At 31.9% G+C, this 18,936-nt stretch carries 13 protein-coding genes, 1 other RNA gene and 2 pseudogenes; 7 read left to right on the forward strand and 9 right to left on the reverse strand.

What is annotated here, in order from left to right; all coding sequences use genetic code 11:
• Positions 1-13: 13 nt before the first annotated feature.
• Positions 14-3,022, forward strand: coding sequence for an efflux RND transporter permease subunit (locus ACN1AG_RS03000; protein WP_417905416.1), 3,009 nt, complete (start codon positions 14-16; stop codon positions 3,020-3,022).
• Positions 3,023-3,176: 154 nt separating this feature from the next.
• Here ACN1AG_RS03000 and cydB read toward each other — a convergent pair whose 3' ends face one another.
• Positions 3,177-4,196, reverse strand: coding sequence for a cytochrome d ubiquinol oxidase subunit II (cydB, locus tag ACN1AG_RS03005; RefSeq protein ID WP_367364401.1), 1,020 nt, complete (start codon positions 4,194-4,196; stop codon positions 3,177-3,179).
• Between the two features lie 458 nt (positions 4,197-4,654).
• A complete protein-coding gene (locus tag ACN1AG_RS03010) occupies positions 4,655-6,016 on the reverse strand; it encodes a cytochrome ubiquinol oxidase subunit I (protein ID WP_417905417.1) in 1,362 nt (453 codons plus the stop codon).
• A 650-nt stretch (positions 6,017-6,666) separates the two neighbouring features.
• On the opposite strand from ACN1AG_RS03010, the gene ACN1AG_RS03015 reads away from it, so the two are divergent.
• The 3 genes from ACN1AG_RS03015 (at position 6,667) to ACN1AG_RS03025 (ending at position 8,042) form a co-directional block, all read left to right on the forward strand.
• Positions 6,667-7,029 (forward strand): ankyrin repeat domain-containing protein, encoded by a 363-nt coding sequence (locus ACN1AG_RS03015; RefSeq protein ID WP_417905418.1) that lies wholly within the window; start codon positions 6,667-6,669, stop codon positions 7,027-7,029.
• 72 nt (positions 7,030-7,101) lie between these two features.
• Positions 7,102-7,410 (forward strand): hypothetical protein, encoded by a 309-nt coding sequence (locus tag ACN1AG_RS03020; protein WP_417905419.1) that lies wholly within the window; start codon positions 7,102-7,104, stop codon positions 7,408-7,410.
• A 218-nt stretch (positions 7,411-7,628) separates the two neighbouring features.
• Complete coding sequence (locus tag ACN1AG_RS03025; protein WP_341754650.1) at positions 7,629-8,042, forward strand: helix-turn-helix domain-containing protein; 414 nt, start codon at positions 7,629-7,631, stop codon at positions 8,040-8,042.
• 78 nt (positions 8,043-8,120) lie between these two features.
• Here ACN1AG_RS03025 and ACN1AG_RS03030 read toward each other — a convergent pair whose 3' ends face one another.
• Positions 8,121-8,705: a helix-turn-helix domain-containing protein gene (locus ACN1AG_RS03030; RefSeq protein ID WP_417905420.1), complete on the reverse strand. Its 585-nt coding sequence runs from the start codon at positions 8,703-8,705 to the stop codon at positions 8,121-8,123.
• 423 nt (positions 8,706-9,128) lie between these two features.
• On the opposite strand from ACN1AG_RS03030, the gene ACN1AG_RS03035 reads away from it, so the two are divergent.
• From ACN1AG_RS03035 to ACN1AG_RS03045, 3 genes and pseudogenes are all read left to right on the forward strand, one after another.
• The gene (locus ACN1AG_RS03035; RefSeq protein WP_367364397.1) at positions 9,129-9,470 is read left to right on the forward strand and encodes a hypothetical protein; all 342 of its coding nucleotides are present in this window, start codon (positions 9,129-9,131) and stop codon (positions 9,468-9,470) included.
• 118 nt (positions 9,471-9,588) lie between these two features.
• A pseudogene (locus ACN1AG_RS03040) lies at positions 9,589-9,945 on the forward strand (AAA family ATPase); the annotation flags it as partial.
• A 234-nt stretch (positions 9,946-10,179) separates the two neighbouring features.
• Positions 10,180-10,761: pseudogene (locus ACN1AG_RS03045) on the forward strand (ATP-binding protein); the annotation flags it as partial.
• Position 10,762: 1 nt separating this feature from the next.
• Here the strand turns inward: ACN1AG_RS03045 and ACN1AG_RS03050 are convergent.
• The 6 genes from ACN1AG_RS03050 to ACN1AG_RS03075 form a co-directional block, all read right to left on the reverse strand.
• Positions 10,763-12,988, reverse strand: a complete 2,226-nt coding sequence (locus tag ACN1AG_RS03050) for a DNA translocase FtsK (RefSeq protein WP_417905421.1) — start codon at positions 12,986-12,988, stop codon at positions 10,763-10,765.
• A 15-nt stretch (positions 12,989-13,003) separates the two neighbouring features.
• Positions 13,004-13,162: non-coding RNA, 6S RNA (ssrS, locus tag ACN1AG_RS03055), on the reverse strand.
• 43 nt (positions 13,163-13,205) lie between these two features.
• Positions 13,206-13,523, reverse strand: a complete 318-nt coding sequence (locus ACN1AG_RS03060; RefSeq protein ID WP_341757919.1) for a cell division protein ZapA — start codon at positions 13,521-13,523, stop codon at positions 13,206-13,208.
• Positions 13,524-13,530: 7 nt separating this feature from the next.
• Positions 13,531-13,740, reverse strand: a complete 210-nt coding sequence (locus ACN1AG_RS03065; RefSeq protein ID WP_367364394.1) for a hypothetical protein — start codon at positions 13,738-13,740, stop codon at positions 13,531-13,533.
• Positions 13,737-14,090 carry a helix-turn-helix domain-containing protein gene (locus ACN1AG_RS03070; protein ID WP_417905422.1) on the reverse strand — a complete coding sequence of 118 codons (354 nt, stop codon included), beginning with the start codon at positions 14,088-14,090 and terminating at the stop codon, positions 13,737-13,739. Before ACN1AG_RS03070 ends, ACN1AG_RS03065 begins: the two co-directional genes overlap by 4 nt.
• A 6-nt stretch (positions 14,091-14,096) precedes the next feature.
• The gene (locus ACN1AG_RS03075; RefSeq protein WP_417905423.1) at positions 14,097-18,920 is read right to left on the reverse strand and encodes an NAD-glutamate dehydrogenase; all 4,824 of its coding nucleotides are present in this window, start codon (positions 18,918-18,920) and stop codon (positions 14,097-14,099) included.
• Positions 18,921-18,936: the final 16 nt, after the last annotated feature.

Genomic DNA, 18,936 nt, shown 5'->3' on the forward strand with positions numbered 1-18,936 from the left:
TGAAAAAACTTTTATGATAAAAAGATTGTTGGAACATAGTAGCTTCTTTATTGTGATAAATATTGTGGTTGTGCTATTTGGTATATACTCATATTTGCAGCTGAAAATTCAACTTTTACCAAACATTCCTGTTTCAAATATTTATATTTCTATCATCAATCCGAATGTAAAGCCGGACCTGATAGAGAAATATACTACCAAACCTTTTGAGGAAGTTTTTTCACATATTGATGGTCTTAAGTCGATTATTGCTATTAGTCAGTTAGGAGAGAGTAAAATAACTCTAACTATTGCCAAAAAAGTTCCTATAGAACAAGCAATTAATCAAGTTAGAGATTTGATATTAAAAAATAAGGCTCTCCTGCCAGAGGGGGCAAAAGAGCCTATAATATCTACTGAAAGCTTTTCTGTTTTACCAATGATGTATATTGCGGTGAGTTCTAAGAACAATGTATCAACTACTGCTGATGATATTGAGTTGATCAAAAAAAAGCTTAAATATGTCGATGGTGTAGCCAATACATCTAGTTTTGGTGTAACTGAAAAAGTGATTAATATCGATATTGATCCTGAAAAGATTGCAAAATATTATATCCCGTTAGATAGTATTCTTGCTTCGTTAACACTACAAAACAGTGATTTCTCTGGTGGTAAGTTATCAAATCAATATAAAACAGAGTATATTTCTTTTGATACAGCAATTAATAAGTTGAGTGATTTTGGCGAAATCAATTTAGAAAGTAATAATGTTGCTGTAAAATTAAAAAATATTGCCAACATTACAATATCAGATAAAGAAGCACATAGCCTTGCTTATTTTGACATGGATAAAATTGTTTTATTAGGTATTTTTGCTAAGTCGGATACAAATCCAATCGATGTATCAAAGAGTGTAAAACATTTCCTAGAACATTATGAAAAAGCCAATCCCCAATTTATCTTTCAGGTTATTATCGATGATAGCCAAGATATTTTACAAGCATTTCAAGAAGTAAGAAAAACTTTGCTTGAATCGGTCTTGTTGGTGTCAGTAATTGTTTTACTGCTAATGGGATCATTGCGATATTCAATTATTGCAATTTGTGCAATTCCAGTCTCGATTGCAGCTTGTTTTGTTATGCTGTACTTATGTGGTTTTACACTCAATGCTATAACGATGTTGGCTATGGTACTGGCTATAGGGTTAGTGGTTGACGACTCTATTGTAGTGATTGAGAATGCTGAACATTATTATCGGAAGAATAAAGATGCTTTAACTAGTATATTGCAAGCAATTTATAGTCTTTTTTTATCTGTTTTAATATTGATGTTTACGCTAGTAGTAATATATGTCCCTATTTTGTTTATTAAAGGAGAAGTAGGAAAAATTTTGCAGGAATTTGCTTTGTCAGTAATTGCTTGTTTAGTGATGTCCTTTATTGTTGCATTTACCTTAACACCCATATTGTTTTTAAAATTAGCAAATAATACGTATGAAAGCAAATTTGCTCAAATTGTTAATAAGATGCTGGATATGATTACCTATAAATATACGGGGTCTTTATTTTTTATTATACGCCATGCCAAAATATTTTTATCCTTGGTGACTATCGTTGTAGCGGCTGGTACATATGTTGCAGTTAACAATATGAAAATAGAAATTGAGCCATTTGAAAAAAAAGATATGCTTATACTTACTAACACCTTTATGGTTAATACCAATTTAAGTTACATCCATCACTATATGGAGAAAATTACTAAAATAATCAAGGATAATGATAATATAAAATATACTCTGAACATTGAAGAATCACCACGTTCAACGATTTGGTTGATATTAAAAGATAAAACTAAAGCGGTACAAACATTGCATGAAATTGAAGCTAAACTAGCAAAAATAGCAGTGGGTGGAGATATTTCAGTGAAATTTGCTCAAGGGAAAAATGCTGGTTCAGCAAAGGGTAACGTTGAGTTAAGCTTTTATGTCAATAACCAATCATCCATGGAGAATGCTTGGCAGGCTGTTCATTTTATACAGACTAACTCAAAAGATTTATTTACTAATGTTATAGCTATTGAGGCTTCACCTGTACAAGATTATAAAATTTGGTGTAATCAGGATAAGTTATTTAAATATGGTTTAAGTCAGAGAGATATATCAAGTACGTTAGATATTCTGTTTAATGCTAGGAAGATAGGGAACTTTAAGCACTATGATAATACCTATGATGTCATCGCTAAATCAGATCCTAAATTTGGCAAGACACTAAGTAATATACAAAATATGTTCATTACAACACAGAAAAATGGAGAAAACCTTATTCAGCTTAAGGATATATGTGATATTAATAGGGTGAATACCGTTAATCAAATTATGCGTTATAATGAGCAATATTCCATTGAAGTAATTGCCACTGCTAAACATGGTATTAAATTACAGGATGCAGTTCATTTTATTAATCAGTTAAACAGCAAGTTACCAAATGATAGTGATATTAGCTATAGTGAGCAAACGCAAATACTTATTGATTCAACATCATCATTTACAGTACTAATTTTACTATCTGTACTTGGACTCTACTTATTAATGTTTGCACGCTTTAACGACTCAATTCTATCATTTTTTATTTTAGTTGGGGGAATTCCAGCCGCTTTAAGTGTAGCATTATTGAGCTTATATTTTTCTCAAGGGGGGTTAAATATATATACGCAAATATCACTTATCACATTAGCAGGATTAATGACTAAGCATAGTGTGTTGTTGTGTAGTGCAATGCATCAGAAGGGGCAAAGAACTCTAAAAACAATAGTAACAGCGGCAACATCAAGAATCAGGGCAATTTTAATTACTTCTTTAGCTATGAGTATTGGTTTGTTGTCACTTTTCTTTGATAATGGCAACTATGCCAATAGTCGTTTTCAAATGGCTATAGTTTTGGTAACAGGGATTGTTGTTGGATCGATATTAACACTTTATGTAACACCTTTGCTTTATGTTGGTTTTCATCAACTGTCGAAAGTTAGAAGAGGCAGGGGGCAGTAGTAAAAGCTATTAATTAAATATATAAAAGATAGCTTTAATTATACAGGATAATGATAGCACAAATATTAACCCCACTAAGTATAATATTACAAACCAAAGCCATTGTTTGGATTTTTGAGAAAATTGTTGAAAAATAAAAATTTTTTTCAACTTGCTAATACATAGGGTGATGAGTCGATTTTCCACGGAATATATAATAACAATAAGTTGTATAACCCAATATTATTGGTAAAAGTGTTGCCGCTCCTACCAACATTAGAGATTGTGATTCTGCTGCCGCTGCCGCTTGCCACAGAGATATTTGATGTGGTACTATAAAAGGCCAAATACTTAAGATAAGCCCCAAATAGCCTAGAACAAAAAGTAAAACTGAGTAACAGAAAGGCTGAAATTCTTTATTCTTATAAAGAGATGAAAGTAACCTAAATAATGTAAAAATAGTTAAAATGGGGATTAATGAGAGATATATAAAATTAGGCATACTAAACCAAAATATACGAATTCGCTCATTTAAAAACGGTACCCATAAACTTACTAAACCCATAAATAATATAACATACATTAATACGTATGATGCGGATTTACGAGCCCATATTTGGGTATTTTCGTCAGTCTTCATTATCAGCCAAGTAGCACCAAGAAGAGCGTAACCAAATACTAGAGCAATGCCTGTCATGATAGAAAAAGGTGTGAGCCAATCAAAAGCATTGCCAACAAATACCCTGCCATCAATTTTAATTCCTTGTATAAAAGCTCCTAGCATAATCCCCTGAAATAATGCAGCGATGATAGAGCCAAAATGGAAAGAGTAATCCCATATAAAACAATATTTTAGAGAGGTTTTAAATCTAAATTCAAAAGCTACTCCGCGGAAGATTAATCCCAAAAGCATTACGGTAATTGGTATATAGAAGGCTGACATCAAAACTGAATAAGCTAGTGGGAATGCGGCAAATAACCCACCACCACCTAAAACTAACCAAGTTTCATTACCGTCCCAAAATGGTACTACAGAGTTCATCATTTTATTGCGGCAATCTTGAGTAGGAGCAAATGGGAATAATATACCAATTCCTAGATCAAAACCATCTAATAATACATAAAGAAAGATTGCTGTGGCAATTATTCCACCCCAAACCAAAGGTAAATCTATATAGGGAGCAAAATTAAGCATGGTTGATATATCCTTACCGGTTGGATTTCCTAGTATATACTCGGTGAACTTCAAGAATTGGCGTCGTCGTGTCTAAAGATCTCCGCTGCTCACGTACTAATGTACGCCTAGCAGCTCGACTTTGACACTAGCTCTTCTTGAAATTATACTATCGTCTACCCAACTCTTGAAATCATAGCAGTATACTCGATGAAAATCAAGAATTGCGTTGTCGTTGTTCAAGATTCTAGCGGTGCTTACGTACTATATGTACGCCTAGCACCTCGACTTGAACACTCCTGCTACTATCTTGATTTTGATTCTATCGTCTATTATAGTCAATTGATGAGAAGTTGGTGACCGTCGTCTTCGACGCTCGCCTATTACATATAGGCGTTGCTCCATCGCTCCTGCTACCCAATCCTCCTGAATTGACTATATCATATACTACAGTTTGTAGTACTAACGTTAAAACGATGTCATTCCCGGCTATGCGGGGATGATAGCTCTTCACCTAGTACTATAGTTGTAGTAGTAGGTCCTTTTTTTATTAAAGTTATAATATAATAAATGCCTCCGCCAAATATAAAAGCATACACTATAACAAAAGCAATTAGTGAGGCAAAGATATATTGACCTAATACTGGTGAAGATACTTCAGATGTTCTGAGTATATTATATACTATATAAGGTTGCCTACCAACTTCTGTAACAAACCAACCTGCTAATATTGCTATAAAACCAGATGGAGTCATCAACATGCACCAATATTGAAACCATTTTGTATCAAATAATCTTTTACGTAAGTATAAAACTAATGCAATAACCCCAGTAATTACCATTAATATACCGATTCCTACCATTACTCGGAAGGAAAGAAATATTATTAATACAGGAGGTCGATTTTCTTTTGGCCATTCTTTTAAACCTTTTACTTCTCCATCTAAGCTGTGTGTCAGTAATAAACTAGCAACTTTTGGTATTTCTATAGTATATTTTGTCGTCTCTTCTTCTGCTGAAGGCCAGCCAAAGAGTCTAAGACCTGCTCCTTTCTCCGTGTCCCATATACCTTCTATAGCAGCAACTTTTGCCGGCTGATGTTTTAGAGTATTTAACCCATGTTGATCACCAATAAGAAGTTGTATGGGGGTAACAGCTACTGCCATTAACATTGCCATGCCAAACATGATTCTAGCATGGTTAACAAATTTTTTATGTAAAAGATAGCATGCAGCAACACCACCAATTGCAAAAGCTGTAGTTAAATATGCTGCTACAATCATATGACAAAAACGATATGGAAATGAAGGATTAAAAATAATTTCTAACCAACTGACCGGGTATAAAATATTATCTGCTCGTACTTCATAACCAGTAGGAGTTTGCATCCAGCTATTAGCTGCAAGAATCCAAAAAGCAGAGATAATTGTACCAACTGCCACGATTAAAGTGGCAGCGAAGTGCATATTTTTACTGACTCTATTCCAGCCAAATAGCATAATTCCAAGGAAAGATGATTCCAAAAAGAATGCAGTAAGCACTTCAAAACCTAATAGTGGTCCAAGTACATTACCTACCTTATCAGAGAAACCTGACCAATTAGTACCAAATTGATAAGACATAACAACGCCTGATACCACTCCCATACCAAAAGTAATAGCAAAAATCTTAATCCAAAATTTATATATTTCTTGATAAATATTATTGCCAGTTTTAATCCATAACCCTTCTACGACAGCAAGCCAGCTAGCAAGACCAATGGTAAAGGACGGAAAAATTATATGAAAACTTATGGTAAAGGCAAATTGTATACGAGATAGTAGATTAGGATCGAATTCCATATTGTTACTTTTTTGCTATAGTCAATTGATGAGAAGTAGGTAGCGTCGTCTTCGATCGATCGCCTATTACATTAGGCGTCGCTCCATCGCTCCTGCTACCCAATCCTCCTGAATTGACTACAACCGATAAGAGGCTTCTTTGATAAAAAATACTATAGTCAATTTTATTTTCAAATGCTACCATACACTATGCACACTAGATTGTCACGTTAAGTTAACCTGAATTTGATGTAATAAATTAATAGTAGGCTTAAGTAATCATCGCCATTAGGGGTGATGTTACCGCCATTATGTTATCTCTACCCCTTCGGATACAGGGTAATTTAAAAGTCACGATCATTAGTTGCTATAGACGCAAGTTTAACTACTACCGATGTCATCCCTGCGAAGGCAGGGATCTATATTACTTAATAGTCTTTCAGGCTTATTTTTTTAGATTCCCGCCGTTGCTAAGAATGACGTCGAGTGCATATTAAGCACTTTTTCTTTTATCTATTAGGCTTGTAGCCCGACTTTTAAATTACCCTGTTCGGATATCTTAAAATTTTTTTAAATATTGCTTGCATGTAATGGAATTTTACTGTACTATGACCACGAATTTCCGTTTGAAACGGATATTCGTGATATAAAAACTAACTGGAGGAATAAATATGAAGTTTGGAATGATGTTTAATACAGTACGCTATGGTGGTTTAACTACTTTATTTGATAAAAATCCTTTATTTACAGCTGTAAAAACAGGTAACGTAAAGTTAGTAGATCATTTAGTTACAAAAGGTAATGTAAATAATCAAGATAAAGATGGTAATACTGTACTACATTATGCAACAGAACATAAGAACAATCCTAAGAGTACTAAGATCACTGAAATGTTATTAGAAATGAAAGCAGATCCAAATATAGCTAATAAGGACAGTAATACACCATTAGACATTGCTTCTATAAATGGTAATTATCCAAATGTTCGTCTATTAGAAGAATATGGTGCTAATACTGATTATCTTTCAAAATAGAATTAATAATTTAATTCTAACTAATGATAGACCTAATACTAAATTATACCATGATACCATGTTAATTCTATTTTGAAAGATAATCAGTATAAAGTTACAAAACCAGATTTGTTTAAGGCTCAGCTGGGTAAGAATATACAGAAAGATATAAATGATTTTCGGGAATTATTGAAGAACAAATCAATGGCTTTATCATCTGATGCTCATTTAAAAAAGATAAGTGATATTGTAGACTCCTTATATGAAGCAATAAGTCATGACACTACGGATTATTCATTTAATAATAAATATACTACTATATACCAAAATGTACTTGATCGTGGTATTGGTGCAGCTGTTCCATTGTCAGGGGCAGATGAGGGGTTATCTTTTGATTCTTAATGAAGCAAGTGGGTAGCAACTGGAAAATGGATGAAACATATATTAACCTCAAGTATCGATGTAAGACATCGATACTCGAGGTTATATATAGACAAAAACAACAGCTAGAGCAGCAGAAATAATTAGAATTAACACGGAAATAATGTAATTGGTATTTACTTTTTGATTATTATACCTTATATTTAAAAAATATTAATTTTGTATACAAAGTCTTACTTATGGCAAATTTACAGGTCAAACTTAACTCGTTAATGGCTCAAAGAAAGATAAATGCTATAGATATAGAGAGGGAAACTGGACTAAGTAGAAATACTGTCTATAGCATTTTGTATGGTAGTTCAAAAAATCCTAGTGCTAATAATTTACAATTGATTGCAAAAGCCTTAGACATTAACTTGGAAGCTCTTGTTGTTGATAATGAAATAAACCTTGAGATACTAACTGTTGATCAGATAAAAATTTTTAGTAAAGCTACTAGTGCAACAATTAATATGTTAATTGAAAGAAACTTAAGTTTCTCATTGAAAAACCTTACAACTCTAATAAAAGAAGTATATGAGTATGCTTTGAAGAAGCAGTCTGTTGATAATACATTTATAGATTGGATAATTGATAAATATCATAAACCTTAATTGTGTGATTATAGACACGGTTACAAGATAATTGTCAGATGAGTAAATTTATAGTGCCTGTCAGTAGCAACTAAAAATTCAATCAGAAGACTTAACATTGTCAGTATTTTTAGTAGGAGCAATTCTACCAACCATTTCATCTAGTGATACTTGAAAATAATCTGCTAGGGCTACTACAATTTGACTATTTAAAGTTTTTTGTCCCCTATTACTATTAACAAAACTATGTAAAGAGTTATTACTAAAACCTATATTCATGCCTAATTTATATAAGTTTAAATTTTGTTTATTTACCTTATCAATCAAAAACTTCTTTATATTAGAAGTAATGTCACTTGGTATAATTTTATAAAATTCTAGACTTTCTACATTAGGTAAAGAAATATATTTATTTCTTCCTACAACTTCATCCATAGAACACTTAAAGTAGTCAGCAATTTTCAATATATTGCTAATAGTTGGGTTAGCTTTCAGACATTGCATAATATTAGTTACAGTAGAATAAGAAATGCCACTTTGTTCAGCAAAATCTTTTCTTGTTAATTTTAATTCATCAAACTTTCTTTTGAGGAATTCTTGTATTGGGTGAACAAGAGCCATATACTCAGAACAATTAAAAATTAAATACTTCCACTGTAGAAATATTTTTTCTTGACACCTCAAAATAACTATAATAAACTAGCAAAATAGAATGAGATTATTAAAAAAGAGATCAATGATTATTGATTAATTTTTTAAAGCAAAGAATATATTTTGCTAAATCTCAAACTAAAAAAACAATATAATACTTAAGCTCTACTCTTAAATAAAGCTCAAGTATTATATTGAATATTATAGTCAACTGGTAAGTACTTTCAAGTTCGCAAAATTTCTAAGTACTTACTATTAGCATTAATCAAATAGCATCAAATGCTATTTAAATAATAACCCTTTTATTGAGGTATACTATGATCATATACAAATTTCTTAACCAAATCAACCCCAAATCAACCTATTTCAACCCCATTTATTTTTACAATCCTAGTAATACTATAATTTTATAATGTAAATGGTATCAATCTTAGAACAATACAATGGAAATAGAATATGTATTACCCACTATTAGTCATTCTAGCATTTAGCATAATCATTGGGCAGATGTTGTTAATTCGGTTATTGGTTAGGTGGTTTAATAATATCAAACTAAACTATAACAATATTCTTAGCACCAGTAAAGATTTCCCCAATACCTACATCAAGGCAAAAGATGAAGTGGCACTATTGCATAAAGAAATAAAAGAGTTAATTACTCTAACTACTAAGAAAGAGCAAGGTGTATCACAGATCACATTTCATTTGGAAGAGATGCAGTTATACATAAAAATGCTACTTGATGAATTTAGAGTATTTTCTAGCAATACTACGCCAAAGACCAAGAAACAAGAATAATCCTTATATGTTCAAGATTTATTCGAGTATACCCTAACTCAATATATATAAAAATAAGAGACAAAGAGATATATTAGGAATATAATCTTTAAATATCAGATTTATTAGGAATATATTCATGATTATCAAGAGATGTTTAAATTTAAAATTACCTGAGAAGCAATCTTGTTTTTTATGGGGAGCTCGTAAAACTGGTAAATCAACATATTTAAAAAAATGCTTTCCAAACGCTCTTTATATAGACTTACTGCAAGCAGATATATATCAAATTTATTTCCAACATCCAGAACGTTTAAGAGAAGAAATAAACGCACAAAATAAAGTATCTACTATCATTATCGATGAAGTACAAAAAGTACCTTTGCTTCTTGATGAAGTGCATCATTTAATAGAATCAAATAAGTTTTTGGCAAATAATTCTCTACAATTTATTCTTTGTGGATCAAGTGCAAGGCGATTAAAATCAACTGGAGCTAATTTACTTGGAGGTAGAGCTTGGAGATATATGTTTTTACCACTATGTTATCCTGAACTGAAAGAGCTGAATTGGCATAAAATATGTAATCATGGGCTTATTCCAGACCATTATATAGCTTCGCAGAATATTCATAAATATTTAGCTTCATATTTATATGATTATATTTTACCGGAAGTCCAATTTGAGGCAAGTCTGAGGAAAAGAGAGGCTTTTGCTAGATTTTTAGAAATTATAGGAATTTCTAATGGTGAGATGATCAATTATAGTAATATTGCTCGGGATTGTGCAGTAGATGCAAAAACTGTTAGAACATATTTTGAAATATTAGAGGATATGTATCTTGGGTATCATTTATATCCTTATAGATCACGTACTAAACGACAAATTATTACAGAAACACCTAAATTCTATCTTTTTGATACTGCTCTTGTTAATTATTTAAGAAAATATGAGTATCAAGAAATGATAGGATTTGAAGCTGGTAAAGCTTTTGAGCATTATGTGTTTCTAGAATTTATAGCATATAAATATCTAAATGATAAAAGAGATCAGTTATGTTATTGGCGTACGAAAGAAGGTTACGAGGTTGATTTTATCGTACAGGATAATGCATTTGAAGTTAAAATTTCCTCTTCTATACAAAAAAATCATTTAAAAGGACTTTTAGAATTTGCAAAAGATCATAATTTTAAATTACATGTTATTAGCTTAGAAAAAACAAAACGTGTAATCGTATTAGACAATAAAGAAATTACTATTTGGCCTATAAGAGAGTTTCTAGATATGTTATGGGGAAATAATATATGGACGTGAACTAATTTTCTGGCAATAATATTTCTCTCTTACCAGTATGGTTAGGAGGAGATATTACCCCATTTTGTTCCATTTTTTCAACAAGAGTAGCTGCTCTATTATAGCCAATTCGTAAACATCTTTGTATATAGCTGATTGATACTTTTCGTTCTAATTGTACGATTTGTACTGCTCTTTTATATAAAGTTTCATCACTGCTTGAATCATCTCCTAGACTTTCGCCATTTACTTCATCATCGTCTAGTTGTTGGGTCACTGCTGAAATATATTCAGGCATTCCCGTGGACCTTAAATATTGGGTAACCTTCTCCACTTCTTTATCATCAACAAATGGACCATGAACTCTAGTAATCTTTGAAGAATTACCCATATAAAGCATATCTCCCATACCTAGTAACTGCTCAGACCCTTGTTCACCAAGAATAGTTCTACTATCAATCTTAGAAGTTACTTTAAAACTGATGCGACTTGGGAAATTAGCTTTGATTACCCCAGTAATAACATCAACAGAAGGTCTTTGAGTTGCCATGATAATATGAATACCTGCTGCTCTTGCCATTTGAGCTAGACGCTGTATTGACAATTCAATGTCTTTGCCAGCTACCAACATTAAATCGGCCATTTCATCAACAATTACTACAATGAATGGTAATTTTTCCATATTCATTTCAATTGTTTCATAGATAGGTTTACCAGTTTCTGGATCAAATCCTGTTTGAATAGTACGCTCTAATATTTTACCGCTTGACGCAGCTTCTGAAATTTTAGCATTATAACCTGCTATATTTCTTACCCCAATATTTGACATTGCCCTATAACGATTTTCCATCTCTTTTACTGCCCATTTAAGGGCTACCACTGCTTTGCTTGGCTCAGTAACCACTGGAGTTAGAAGATGTGGTATGCCATCATAGGTAGATAATTCAAGCATTTTGGGATCGATCATTATTAAACGGCATTCCTCCGGGGTATAGCGGTAAAGTAGGGAAATTATCATAGCGTTAATTGCCACTGATTTACCGGAACCTGTCGTACCAGCAACTAACAGATGTGGCATTTTTGCTAAATCTGCAACAAAAGGTTTGCCAGCTAGATCCTTTCCTAAAATCAATGGTAGCATAATACTGTTATCTTGATATTCCAATGTTTCGATTAATTCTCTTAGACAAAAGAATGCTCGTTGTTTATTTGGTAATTCAATACCTAAAACGTTTCTACCCGGTATTACGGCTATCCTAGTTGATATTGCCGATAAAGATCTAGCAATGTCATCTGATAAACCTATAATCCTAGAAGATTTAGTACCTGCAGCTGGTTCAAATTCATATAACGTTACCACTGGACCTTGGCTAATATTAATGACCTGACCTTTTACACCAAAATCCCCAAGAACAGTTAACAGTGTTTGGGCATTATGTTGTAGTTCTGATAAAGTCTCTGCTTTTATATTGGGATCACTAGCTTGTTTTAATAATTCGATAGGGGGCAAGTATGGTAGTTCGCTATTTTCTTTTTTGAATGGAGATTGTTGTTTTAAAAAATGGGATTGTATGTCATTATTTTTTTCTTGTAATGCATCTATTTTATGAGCATATGCTGCTTCTTCTTGATTAATAAAAGGTATCTTTTTTATCAAAACTTGTTTTGTTGACTTGGCATTTGTCGATATTGTAGGTAAAAGTATAAATTTTTTATAAGGGACTAGTTTGAATAATTTAATTATAGCGGTACAAAAAACTGAAAATTTTATTTCAGTCAATAAAAATAATAAAATAAATGTAGTAATAATTAAAGCGTAATCGGCTCTAGCGTCCAGTTGCTTGATTATTGGATAAATAATAGTACCTGTTGTCCCACCTGCACCTGCCGGTAAATAATTAATTTTTATATTAGTGCAGACTATCGATAATGATATAATTGACAGCAGCATCGCAATTACCCTGACGGTAGCCCATTTCTTCTTTAAACGCCATACACTCAGAGACCAAAAAATACAACAAATTGGCAAAATAAAGGACGCTATACCAAAAAGCTGGTAAAAAAGATCTGCCAAATAAGCACCGAAATGACCTAATAAATTGCTAGGATATTTGTCTGTGACAGAATTAAAGGAAGGATCATTTGGATTATAAGTCACTAGTAATAGAGCAGTAGAACAGCCCACCAACATTAATAAAGCAGACTGCACTCTATTATTAGTAAAAATCCTGTTTATGTAATATAGCACAAAAGTTGCCTAAAAAAATGAACCACTTTGGTCGTTGCCTAAGATCCTCAAAGAACCTCTATGTAAGGTGGAATCCATATATCTGTATAATAGATTCAGACAGGGACGGTTTCCTAATAATAAAAATTATAGTCCCGGGGCAATACGTTAAGCTCACGAACCAAGCAGCCCATTACCTTTCAAACATTGATGTTGTCGTACACGGGATTATATAATATCACTTTCCAATCTTTCTCGCAAGGTCTTCTAAATATCCTGCTATAGTACTTAACGTTTCTGCAAATTTTTCTTCTTCGGGAGGTATATTAGCACCATCAATTTTAGCAATTTTGTTAGTCAAGTTTTGTACTTGTTCCTGTAAACTCAATGCAGACATAACTAATAATAATTCAAATGATGCTGATGGGTTAACTTTTTTTATCTGAGCAATATTTTCATTTAATTTGGCTGCAAGATTGCATAATTCTTCTTCTGCTCCTTCACTACATGCGAGTTGGAAAGTTTTGCTACCAAGTAGTATTGTTACTATAGACATCTTTATTTTATGTATTTTTATGTTTTATTGCTTCAAGTTCAGCAATATATACGGCTATTTGCTCAAGTATTTTTGCATAATTATCCCTGAGCTGTTTATTTTCATCCTTCAGTTTATTGATTTCTTCATGCTGCCTAGCGATATTTGACAAGAGACCTTCAAGACCTTGGTCCACTTCTTGCATTAACTTAAGTAATAAATCATTAGTTATTTTCATTCAGATGATAATATTAAGTGATAAATTATTGGAATTATTATTAATATTAAAACAGAAATAATAATTAGTTGTTTTTTCCATTTATGGTCAAATATCATTGGATCTGACCTATTTCTGAGGTCAATATCTTTTGAAGATTCCTGCTTGTCTTTCTCACTGAGATTTAAAACTATTCCTAAATAGTTTGAATATAATTTAAGATAACCCTTTACATAAACTTCCGCTGGCATCGAACTAAAATCCTCCTCTTCAAGAGCTATCAAATATTGCTTCCTAATCTTCAAACAGCTAGATATTTCTTCAAGCGTTTTACCAGATTCTATTCTCGCTTGTTTTAGGGATGACGACATAACGCATTACTCAAGCTTACGCAAAAAAGTTTCAAATTTCTTGTTTGCTAAAATTAAAATATTTAAGTCAATAGTTTCTTGCAATCTAATTCCTTTTACAAAATCTAAAAAAATACATGCGGAATTTATATTATTATCAATCCATAAATCTAAATCAATATTTAATTTAGAGTTGTTAATTATTTTAGTCAATAATTGTCTTTGTTTATCATATAAGTCATCTTTTAATGATTGAATTGATAATCTGCTCCAATAGGAATCGTTTAGTTGTTTATCACAAGATTTACGAAGCCAATCAATACTAAATTTATTACCAGTAGTGAAATATAAATTAGCAACATCATTATTTTTAGCTTTTGTCTTTTTTGCAATATATATTATATCAAAGACAGACACTAGGCTGTCAAGAGTCGCAATCCTGTGAGCTATTTCATCTGTCACTCCTGATAAAGTATATTGCTTAACTTTATTATCGAATTTGTTTTTTGCTTCTCCTAAAAGAAGATTACCAACCACTTTACTAAGCATTCTAGCTGGTTCATAAAATTCATCAATGGTATTGCTAATATTGATAGGATGTTTTATATGTTTTAGAAACCAAGAGATCCCCCTACACATAATTTTAGCAAGCTCAGTGAACATGTCAATTTTAACTTTATGATCTATATTACTTGCTAGAGATTCTACTATAGCCCATAGATTATCTAAATCAAAAATTTCACAGATAATAGTATACGAACGAACTATATCACAAAGAGCAGTCTGAGTTTCACGTTTTATAAGATTAAGTGATGGTCCGCCTAGTTGATTGACAATTTTATTTGTTACAACGGTTCGAATAATTTCATGCTTAAGCGGATGAGCTAAAATTTCCTCACGGAATTTTTCTTGCATTAGTTTTGGAAAATAATTAATCAGATAAGATTCAAAATACTTATCTTTTGAAAATGTTGCTGTTATTAAATCATGATAGACTGAGCGTTTACTATAAGAAAGTAATACACAAAGCTCGGGGCGGGTCATACTTTCCTTATTAATTGCCCTTTTACTAAGTTCTTCCTGAGTTGGTAAGAACTCAACAGTTCTATTAATTAATTTTTCTTCTTCTAAAGTATCAATAAATTGGCTAAATACCCCGATAGTTGAAGTACTAGATAATTGCATTATATCAAGTGCCTGATTTTGTTTATAGTTATCAACTAGGACCAGTTCTTCGACGTGTTTTGTCATAGTAAATAAGAACTTATTACGTTCTTCTAAACTAATCTTCTTAGAGGACATAGCCTGATTAAGAGCAATTTTGATATTTACCTCATGATCCGAACAATCAACGCCAGCTGAATTATCAATGAAATCAGTATTTATTCTCCCGCCTAGCTTGCTATACTCTATTCTACCTTGTTGTGATACGCCAATATTTCCACCTTCTCCTATTACTTTAGCTCTGATATCTTTACCATTGACTCTAAGATTATCATTTGCCTTATCGCCTATCTCTAGGTGATTTTCCGTTGAAGCTTTTATATAAGTTCCTATACCGCCATTCCAAAGCAAATCAACTTCTGCTTGTAGGATAGCTCTAATCAGATCTTCAGGAGATAATTCGTTAATGTCTATCTTTAGCAATAACTTGGCTTCTAGGGATAATGAGATAGACTTACTGCTTCTCTCAAAAACTCTGCCACCTTTTGAAATTAACGTTTGATTGTAATCAGACCAATTTGATGTAGGTAAATTGAATAGTCGCATACGTTCATTGAAACTAATAATTGGATCAGGTTGTGGATCAATAAATATATGTTTATGATTAAATGCCGCAACAAGTTTTATAGTATTGGATCTAAGCATGCCATTACCAAAAACATCCCCAGACATATCGCCAATACCAACAACAGTAATAGGGTCTTTTTTTACATCAATACCCATAGCATGGAAATGGCTTGCTACAGAAATCCAAGCTCCCTTTGAGGTAATAGCCATTTTCTTATGATCATAACCTACTGATCCACCGGAAGCAAAAGCGTCGCCTAACCAAAAATTATATTCAGCCGACACACTATTTGCATAATCCGAGAAGCTTGCTGTACCTTTATCAGCTGCGACTACTAGATATGGATCTTCTTGGTCGTAGATAACAGTATTTTTGGGTTGGATAACTTTGCCATCAATTATATTGTCAGTGATATCAAGTAATCCACGGAGAAAATTTTTATAACACTGCACCACTCTTGCCATATATTCTTGGCGAGTCATATTATCATCAGTGAAATTAACGAAAAATCCACCTTTTGAGCCAACAGGTACAATAACTGAATTTTTGGTCATTTGGGCTTTCATTAGTCCTAATACTTCTACTCTATAATCCTCACCTCTATCAGACCATCTAATACCTCCGCGAGCAACGATGCCCCCTCGTAAATGGATAGCTTCAAAATCATTAGCATAAACAAATATTTCGGCAAATGGTACTGGCAAAGGCAAGTGAGGAACTTTTTGCGAGTCAATTTTAAAAGAAAAATAATTTTTACTAACTGTACTATGCTTGTTAGTTGCATTTTTCAAGTCATTAGAGCTAGGCTGATAACAGTTAGTTCTTACAATAGCTTCAATAATATCAAACATCTGTCTTAGAACCTTGTCCTCACTACTGCTAGTAATTGTATTAAGATAGTTAAAGATACCATCTTTTATAGTTTTTAAACGTGCATCTGAGAAATTTGCTGAATTAAATTTAGTATCAAACAAATCAACTAACATTTTAGTATATAAAAAATGCTTTATTAAGGTCAACTGAACATAACCCTTACCATAAATAAAGCCAGTTTGGTGTAAATATCTAGTTAATGCTTTAACCAACTTAACTTGCCACCAATTAAAGCCCGATAATACTATTAATTTGCTTAAAGAATCATTAGCTAAAAGTCCAAGATATATCTTATCTAGAGCCTCTTCTACGTTTGCTTTAAGTAAATCAATATCACTTTCAATAGTTATCAATGCTTCGAGAGTGAACTCATATATCCAACTTTCTTCAATATCTCCTGCTCCTTTTATGGCAAAGCTTTGTTCATCTATGGCTTTGAATCCTAAATTTTCTATAGATGGTAGTAAGTTTGAAAGAGCTAATTTAGGCGTTGGGCTGTAAATTTTTAGCTGAGATTCCTTATTATTTACAACAATTAAATTAAATATAGGCTTGTGATAAATACTAGCCTCTTTTAAATACTCAATATCTATTAAAGCTGTTTGTCCATTAAATTTTTCTCTATAGTCGATAGGAAAAATTGGGTCAAAAAGCTTAAAATTTACTCCCCCTTGGTATTCACCAAATTTTTTACATAACTTTTGGTAAAAATCTTCACTCCAACGAGAGGAGAGTTTATCTAATTCTTGCTCTATTAGTTCAACATCAAAATCAATATTCTTTTTACCTTGTACCTCCAACGTAACAAATAAATATGAAAAATTTTCTACCACTTCTGCAGTATAATCTGAAAGTATTAGACCACTAAGTATATTTGATAAATAATAATTTATGCTACTATGTACTTCTAGTGTCAAACGATCTCTTGGTAGAAATATTATGATATTAATAAACGAACCAGACCAATCTTGTTGAATAAATAATTTAAGTTTTCTACTCGTTATCCCTGAGAGTACGTGTAAACACATACAGTATAAATCACCTTCATCAATCTGTATCAAAGCTTCTTTAGGCAGAGATTGAATTATATTTTTAAGCTTTTTGGTATTATATCCACCAATCGGGAAAGCAGCTTTATCTACAACAAATTTTAGTTTTTGTCTCAGTATAGGAATATCAGTAACTAATTGATAATACATTGCAGAGCTATATAAGCCAAAAATTATACTACCTGAGTGATATTTTTTATCCTGATCAATTTTCTTAATTAAAATATAATCTACTAAGTTACTTCTATGTACCTTTGATAAGATATTAATTTTACCTAAAATAATTAGTTTATTTTCATGTAATGAATTTGCTGAGCGTTCGATAATATCAAGAACCTCACCACTATCTTGCCATATCTTTTTAACACCATCTTCCAATGAAAAATTTTTAGAAGTTAGATCAAAGTTAATCATACCTAGAAAAGTAAAATTATCATCTTTTAACCAATCTAAGAAATTTGTAGATTCATGATAATCTAAATGATTGTCATTATATAATTGCTGATTATTTTGGATATCGTTTGAAATTAACGTCACTCTGTTTAAGATTTTAGACCATACATTATAAGTAGTGTCTACCTGATCTAGAACTTCATTTAAAGCCATTTCCAAAGAGCTAATATCTTTTTGATCAAAACTCCCTAGGATAGTGATATGGATTAAAGATTCCTCTCTATCTTTCTTTATATCCAATATTTCTTGTAAGTGACCATCATTGTTCCTTATACAAGCTATAATAGGATGAAGTAAAAATTTAGCTTTTAAATTTAGGCTTGTTAATAAACAAATGATCGAATCAACTATAAATGATTTGTCATCATTTAGTAGCAGAATATTAATTGCAGGATCATTTTCAATTACTGTACTGACAATCTGCAACTTTCTTTTATCAGGCTGTTTTTCTTGAAAGAACTGAAAGGCATTATTTGTAAACTCACCAAATAATTCTTGTCTATCTCTAAATCTATAGTCTACAGGGGTATACACTAGAAATTTCTGTACAAACTTACTATAAAGAGGGGTGCTATAAAGTGGATTCCCACTTTTTGCTGTACTCAGTGATAAAATTTCTGATTTATAATTAGGTACTTGACAAGTAAGCTTACTTAAAGCTAAAGATGTCTTTTCTATTGTCATAGTTGTTACCAAACTT

Source organism: Candidatus Tisiphia endosymbiont of Micropterix aruncella (assembly GCF_965178575.1).
GTDB lineage: Bacteria > Pseudomonadota > Alphaproteobacteria > Rickettsiales > Rickettsiaceae > Tisiphia.